The 6,000-nt window shown below is 72.7% G+C and carries 6 protein-coding genes; 1 reads left to right on the plus strand and 5 read right to left on the minus strand.

Features of this window, described 5'->3' with window-relative positions:
• Window positions 1-57 precede the first annotated feature (57 nt).
• From V6R91_RS34585 to V6R91_RS34595, 3 genes are read right to left on the minus strand one after another with little or no spacing between them, the layout of a single operon-like run.
• Window positions 58-426 carry a hypothetical protein gene (locus tag V6R91_RS34585; protein ID WP_336399094.1) on the minus strand — a complete coding sequence of 123 codons (369 nt, stop codon included), beginning with the start codon at window positions 424-426 and terminating at the stop codon, window positions 58-60.
• Entirely contained in the window at window positions 423-1,346 is a 924-nt protein-coding gene (gene truB / locus V6R91_RS34590) for a tRNA pseudouridine(55) synthase TruB (protein ID WP_336399095.1), read from the minus strand. Before truB ends, V6R91_RS34585 begins: the two co-directional genes overlap by 4 nt.
• On the minus strand, window positions 1,346-2,026 hold the full coding sequence (locus V6R91_RS34595) for a uridine kinase (protein ID WP_336399096.1): 681 nt from the start codon (window positions 2,024-2,026) through the stop codon (window positions 1,346-1,348). The genes truB and V6R91_RS34595 overlap by 1 nt, the downstream gene beginning before the upstream one ends.
• Before the next feature lie 69 nt (window positions 2,027-2,095).
• Between V6R91_RS34595 and V6R91_RS34600 the strand changes: the two genes are divergently transcribed.
• Window positions 2,096-2,962, plus strand: a complete 867-nt coding sequence (locus V6R91_RS34600) for an A/G-specific adenine glycosylase (protein ID WP_336399097.1) — start codon at window positions 2,096-2,098, stop codon at window positions 2,960-2,962.
• Window positions 2,963-3,031: 69 nt separating this feature from the next.
• Here the strand turns inward: V6R91_RS34600 and rbfA are convergent, their stop codons facing one another.
• Together rbfA and infB are read right to left on the minus strand one after the other, a co-directional pair.
• Entirely contained in the window at window positions 3,032-3,466 is a 435-nt protein-coding gene (gene rbfA / locus V6R91_RS34605; protein ID WP_336399098.1) for a 30S ribosome-binding factor RbfA, read from the minus strand.
• A 61-nt stretch (window positions 3,467-3,527) separates the two neighbouring features.
• The coding region (gene infB / locus V6R91_RS34610; protein WP_336399099.1) for a translation initiation factor IF-2 at window positions 3,528-6,000 on the minus strand (2,473 nt) is incomplete at its 5' end.

A 6,000-nucleotide genomic window follows, 5' to 3' on the forward strand; every position in this document is an offset into this window, starting at 1 on the left:
CACGATTTTAGTTCGGATGCCGGCGGCCGCGGCGCGCCGGCACGCTCGGGGTCTCGCTCACGCGACCTGGACGGTCCAGATGACCTGCATGCGCCACACCATCACGGCGATCGACAGGGCGGCGATCCCCATGATGACCGTGCTCCACCGGCTGCGCTCCAGCAGCGCCCATGCGACCGCCGCGAACGGCAGCAGTGCGGCCGACACCAGATACACCCAGAACTCCAGCAGGCTCCCGGTCGGCGGGTTGCCGACGAACGGCGCCACGATGGCCACCACGATCTGCACGACGAGGAGCAGCTCCACCAGCGCGAGCGAGCCGACAGTCCAGTCGCTCGGCCGGCGTCCGGCCAGTCCGGCGATGATGCAGAACAGGCCCGCCGCGACGGCGACGACGACCTGCGCGATCGTGAACCACAGGATCATCCGGCTGCCTCCTCGGGCATGTTCATGGCGCTCTTGACGTCGTCCCCGCGGCGTTCGACGATGCCGACGAGCACGCCGCCGGGGTCGACGGCGGCCATGGGTCCCGCGCCGCGCAGCCGTCCGGCGGCTCCGGGCAGCCGCTTGCCGTGGCGCAGGTCGCGCGCTTCGTCGGCGGTGACCTCCAGCCGGCCCAGCACCGCCGCGGCCGCGGCCGCCGGTGCGAGCAGAGGCGCGTCGGCGATGCCGTCGACGGCCGCAGCGGCCGCGACGTCGAACGGCCCCACCCGCGTCCGCCGCAGCGCGGTGAGGTGCCCGCCGACCCCGAGCGCCTCGCCGAGGTCGCGCGCGAGCGATCGGATGTAGGTGCCGCTGGAGCAGTCCACGACGACGTCGAGGTCGACCACTCCCCCGCCCTTCTCCGGGTCGCCGGCGGGCCCCGCCGGCAGGCGTCGCTGTGCGACGACGTCGAAGCGCGACACGGTGACCTCGCGGGCCTTGAGCTGCACGTCCTCGCCGGCGCGTGCCAGGTCGTAGGCCCTGCGCCCGTCGACCTTGATCGCCGAGTATGTGCTCGGCACCTGCGAGATGCGGCCGGTCAGCGCCGCGACGCGCGCCGCGATGGCGGCGGGCTCGAGGGACGAGGCATCCGTCGCCTGTACGACCTCCCCGTCGGCGTCGTCGGTGGTCGTCGCGACGCCGAGCCGGATGGTGGCTTCGTAGGTCTTGTCGAGCCCCACCACGAACGTGAGCAGACGCGTCGCCCCCTCGACGCCCAGGACGAGCAGCCCCGTCGCCATCGGGTCCAGCGTGCCGGCGTGGCCGATCTTGCGCGTGCCGAGCGCGCGCCGGGCCCGCGCGACCACGTCGTGCGAGGTGATGCCGCCGGGCTTGTCGACGAGGAGGATTCCGGGCGCCTCCATCAGCCGTGCCCGACGATCCGAGGTCGGGCGAAGTCGGTGTTGTCGACGATGACGGATGCCGCCTCCCGCGGCCGCGCCTCGTCCAGATAGAGCTCCTGCCCCTGCCGGTAGCGCGCGTTGGCGGGCGCGTCCGGATCCGGGTCGGATCCGTCGCGCAGCGCCATGCGCGCGAAGGCCATCTCGAACGGGACGTCCAGCCAGATGGACCAGTCCCAGAGATCGCGCAGCTGCGGCCGGTTGAGGAAGATGCCGTCAATGACGAGCACCGCGTCCAGCGGAGCGGTGACCCACTGCGACTCGACCGGCGCGTCGCGCACGACGTCGAACGCGGCGAGCTGGAACCCCGTCGCCGCCGCGGTCTGCGCGCCGTCGCGGAAGGGGTCGATGAGCACGCGGCGGAACGTCGGGTAGTCGTACGAGTCGAGGTAGAACCCCTCGGGGCTGCGGCGGCCCCGGGCGTATCGCTCGATGCGCGGCCGATGGAAACCGTCGATGCCCGCACGGAAAACCGCATCGCCCGTCTCGGCGAACACCTCGGCCAGACCGTCGGCGAACACGGTCTTGCCGGCGCCGTCCAGCCCGTCCACCGCCACGATCACGCGCCCGGCGGGGCTCTGCCGGCGCACCCGGTCGCGGAGGTCACGCCACAGCGTCGTGGTCGGCGTGACGGGAAGGCGCATGGTTCCAGCCTACGGCGCGCGGGCCGAGCGCCCCGCCCGGTCACGTGCCCGCCGCCTAGGCTGGAGCGCATGCCCGACCTCGCCGCACCGCTCGTCGAGTGGTACCGCGACAACGCCCGGGACCTCCCCTGGCGACGGCCGGGCTTCGGGGCGTGGGGCGTGCTCGTGAGCGAGTTCATGCTGCAGCAGACGCCGGTCAAGCGGGTCATCCCGCATCTGGAGGCGTGGCTCGCGCGCTGGCCCGCGCCGGCCGATCTGGCCGCGGCCGCTCCGGCCGACGCCGTGCGGCAGTGGGCCAACCTCGGGTACCCGCGTCGCGCGCTGTGGCTGCATCGCGCCGCCGTCCAGATCCGCGACCGCCACGATGGCGTGGTGCCGCGTGACGTCACGGCCCTCCTCGCGCTGAGCGGCATCGGCGATTACACCGCGCGGGCCGTGGCGGTCTTCGCATACGGCGACCGCCACCCCGTCGTCGACACCAACACGCGCCGTGTGCTGGCCCGGGCCGTCGACGGCCGCGCGCAGCCGGGCCCGCCCTCGCGGCGCGACCTCGACGCCATGGCGGCGATCCTTCCGGACGACCGCGCCCAGGCGGCCGAGGCGAACGCCGCCGCTATGGAGCTCGGCGCGACCGTCTGCGTCGCTCGCGTCCCGCGGTGCGACGCCTGCCCGCTCGCCGACCGGTGCGCCTGGCGCGCCGCCGGGTATCCCGACACCGGCGACGACCGGCGCAGGCAGGCACGGTACGAGCGCAGCGACCGTCAGGCCCGCGGCGCGGTGCTGAAGATCCTGCGGGATGCCGGGACCCATGCGGTCGCGCTGAGCGACGTCGTGCCCGACTGGCCGGACCCGCTGCAGCGCGACCGCGCGATCGACTCGCTCATCGCGGACGGGCTGGCCGAGGCATCCCACGGATTCCTGCGCCTTCCGGCGTGACCCCGCCCGCACACGACGAGACGCCGCGACCGGTCGGACCGGTCGCGGCGTCTGCAGCCCTCGGGAGGGTCAGTCCTCGTCGTCGAGCTCGCGCGGCTTCACGTACGGGTCGGCGTCGCCGGCGTACGTGGCGGACGAGGCCATGCCGGCGACCGCCTGGTCGCGCTCGCGGGCCTCGCGGAGCAGGTCTTCGATATGACCGGCGTTCTCGGGGATCGCGTCGGGGATGAACTCCAGCGAGGGGGTGAGCCGCACGTTGAGGTGCTTGCCCAACTCCGAGCGCAGCATCCCCGTCGCGGACCTCAGCGCTGCCGCCGACGCCTCGCGCTCCTCGGCCGAGCCGAGCACCGTGTAGAACACCGAGGCGTGCTGGAGGTCACCCGTCACGCGCACGTCGGTGATGGTGACGAACCCGAGCCGCGGGTCGCGCAGCCCCTTCTCGAGCCGCTCCGCCAGGATCACCCTGATGCGGTCGCCCAGGCGGGCCTGTCGCTCTGATGCCATGATGACTCCTTTCGAAGCGTGAGGGACGCCCCGTTCCCGGGGCGCCCCTCACGTCCGCGACCTACGCGCGGGGCTTCTCGACCATCTCGGTGGTCTCGATCTCGTCGCCCACCTGGATGTCGTTGTACTTGCCGAGGCCGATACCCGCCTCGAAGTCCGTGCGGACCTCGGTGACGTCGTCCTTGAACCGGCGCAGCGACTCGATCGCCAGGCCGTCGGCGATGACCACGCCGTCGCGGATGACGCGCGCCTTGGCGTTGCGCGTGATCGTGCCCGAGCGGACGATGACACCGGCGATGTTGCCGAACTTCGAGGAGCGGAACACCTCGCGGATCTCGGCCACACCCGACTGGACCTCTTCGAACTCCGGCTTGAGCAGGCCCTTCAGCGACTGCTCGACGTCGTCGATCGCGTTGTAGATGACTGAGTAGAACCGGACGTCCACACCCTCGCGGGACGCGCGCTCGCGCGCCTTCGTGTCGGGGCGCACGTTGAAGCCGATGACGATCGCGTTGTCGATCGTCGCCAGGTTGATGTCGGACTCGGTGATCGCACCGACGCCGCGGTGGATGATCCGCAGCTGCACCGAGTCGTCGACCTCGATCTTGAGCAGCGACTCCTCCAGCGCCTCGACGGCACCGGACACGTCGCCCTTGATGATGAGGTTGAGCGACTCGACCTTGCCCTCTTCGAGAGCGCGGGTGAAGTCCTCGAGCGAGATGCGCTTGCGGGCCTTGGCCAGCTGGGCGTTGCGCTCCGCCGCTTCACGCTTCTCGGCGATCTGGCGGGCGGTGCGGTCCTCCTCGGTCACGATGAACGTGTCGCCGGCGCGCGGCACCGAGTTGAGACCCTGCACCTGCACGGGACGCGACGGGAAGGCCTCCTCGACCGCGTCGCCGTTCTCGTCGGACATCGCACGGACACGGCCGTACGCCGTGCCGGCGACGATCGCATCGCCGACGCGCAGCGTTCCGGACTGGATGAGCACCGTGGCCACCGAACCGCGACCCTTGTCGAGCTTCGCCTCGATCGCGACACCGCGCGCGTCCTTGTTCGGGTTGGCCGTGAGGTCCAGACCCGCGTCGGCGGTGAGCAGCACCGCGTCCAGGAGCTCCTGGATGCCGGTGCCCTGGCGAGCCGAGACGTCGACGAACATGACGTCGCCGCCGTACTCCTCGGCGACCAGGCCGTACTCGGTGAGCTGCTGGCGCACCTTGGCCGGGTTGGCGTCGGGCTTGTCGACCTTGTTCACCGCGACCACGATCGGCACATCGGCCGCCTGGGCGTGGTTGAGCGCCTCCACCGTCTGCGGCATGATGCCGTCGTCGGCGGCGACCACGAGGATCGCGAGGTCGGTCACCTGCGCACCGCGGGCACGCATGGCGGTGAACGCCTCGTGACCCGGGGTGTCGATGAAGGTGATCGCACGCTCGATGCCCTCGTGCTCGGTCCAGACCTGGTACGCACCGATGTGCTGCGTGATGCCGCCGGCCTCGCCCGCGACCACGTTGGTCTGGCGGATGGCGTCGAGCAGCCGGGTCTTACCGTGGTCGACGTGACCCATGACGGTCACGACCGGAGGCCGGATCTCGAGGTCCTCCTCGTTCTCCGCCTCCAGCTCGGCCTCGAGGTCGAGACCGAAGCCCTCGAGGAGCTCCTTGTCCTCGTCCTCGGGCGAGACCATCTGGATCTTGTAGCCGAGCTCCTCGCCGAGCACCTCGAAGGTGGCCTCGTCGAGCGACTCCGTCGCGGTCGCCATCTCGCCCAGGTTGAACAGGATGGTCACGAGCGTGCCGGGCTGCACGGTGTAGCCGCGCAGCGCCTCGAGCTTGTCGGCGAAGTCGGCGATGGACGCGCCGCGGCGAAGGCGGATGATCTCGCCGTTGCCCTTCTGGACGTTGACGCCGCCGACGACCGGCGCCGACCGCATCTCGAATTCCTGCCGCTTGGCACGACGCGACTTGCGCTGCTTCGACTTGCCGCCGCCCTTGCCGAAAGCTCCGGCGGTGCCACCGCCGGGACCGCGGCCACGACCGCCGCCTCCGCCGGGACGACCGGCGAAGCCGCCGGGAGCGCCGCCGCCGGGACGCTGGAAGCCGCCACCGGCACCGGCACCGGCGCCGCCCGGACGACCGGGGCCGCCGGGACGCTGCTGGAACGGCGCGCCGGGACGACCGCCGCCACCGGGACGACCTGCGCCACCCGGACGGGGAGCGCCGGGGCGCGGGGCGCCGGGACGCGGAGCCTGAGGACGCGGGATGTTGCCGGGGCTGGGGCGCTGACCCATGCCCTGTGCCGACGCGAACGGGTTGTTGCCCGGACGCGGGCCCGCGGGACGCTGACCCATGCCCTGCGACGATGCGAAGGGGTTGTTGCCGGGGCGCGGCGTTCCGCCGGGGCGGGGCGGCTGCGGCGTGGCGGCAGCGGGGCCGGGCTTGGGCCCGGCGGGTGCGGCCGGCGCGCCGGGGGTCTTCGCCTCCGGAGCAGCCGGGGCCTCAGCAGCCGGAGCCGCAGCGGGCGCCTCGGCGGCCGGA

It is taken from the genome of Microbacterium sp. CCNWLW41 (genome assembly GCF_037083505.1).

What these genes read in the sequence shown, in the direction of transcription:
- V6R91_RS34585 (WP_336399094.1), bottom strand. Translation starts at nt 426, where the DNA reads ATGATCCTGTGGTTCACGATCGCGCAGGTCGTCGTCGCCGTCGCGGCG.
- V6R91_RS34595 (WP_336399096.1), bottom strand. Translation starts at nt 2,026, where the DNA reads ATGCGCCTTCCCGTCACGCCGACCACGACGCTGTGGCGTGACCTCCGC.
- truB (WP_336399095.1), bottom strand. Translation starts at nt 1,346, where the DNA reads ATGGAGGCGCCCGGAATCCTCCTCGTCGACAAGCCCGGCGGCATCACC.
- rbfA (WP_336399098.1), bottom strand. Translation starts at nt 3,466, where the DNA reads ATGGCATCAGAGCGACAGGCCCGCCTGGGCGACCGCATCAGGGTGATC.
- V6R91_RS34600 (WP_336399097.1), top strand. Translation starts at nt 2,096, where the DNA reads ATGCCCGACCTCGCCGCACCGCTCGTCGAGTGGTACCGCGACAACGCC.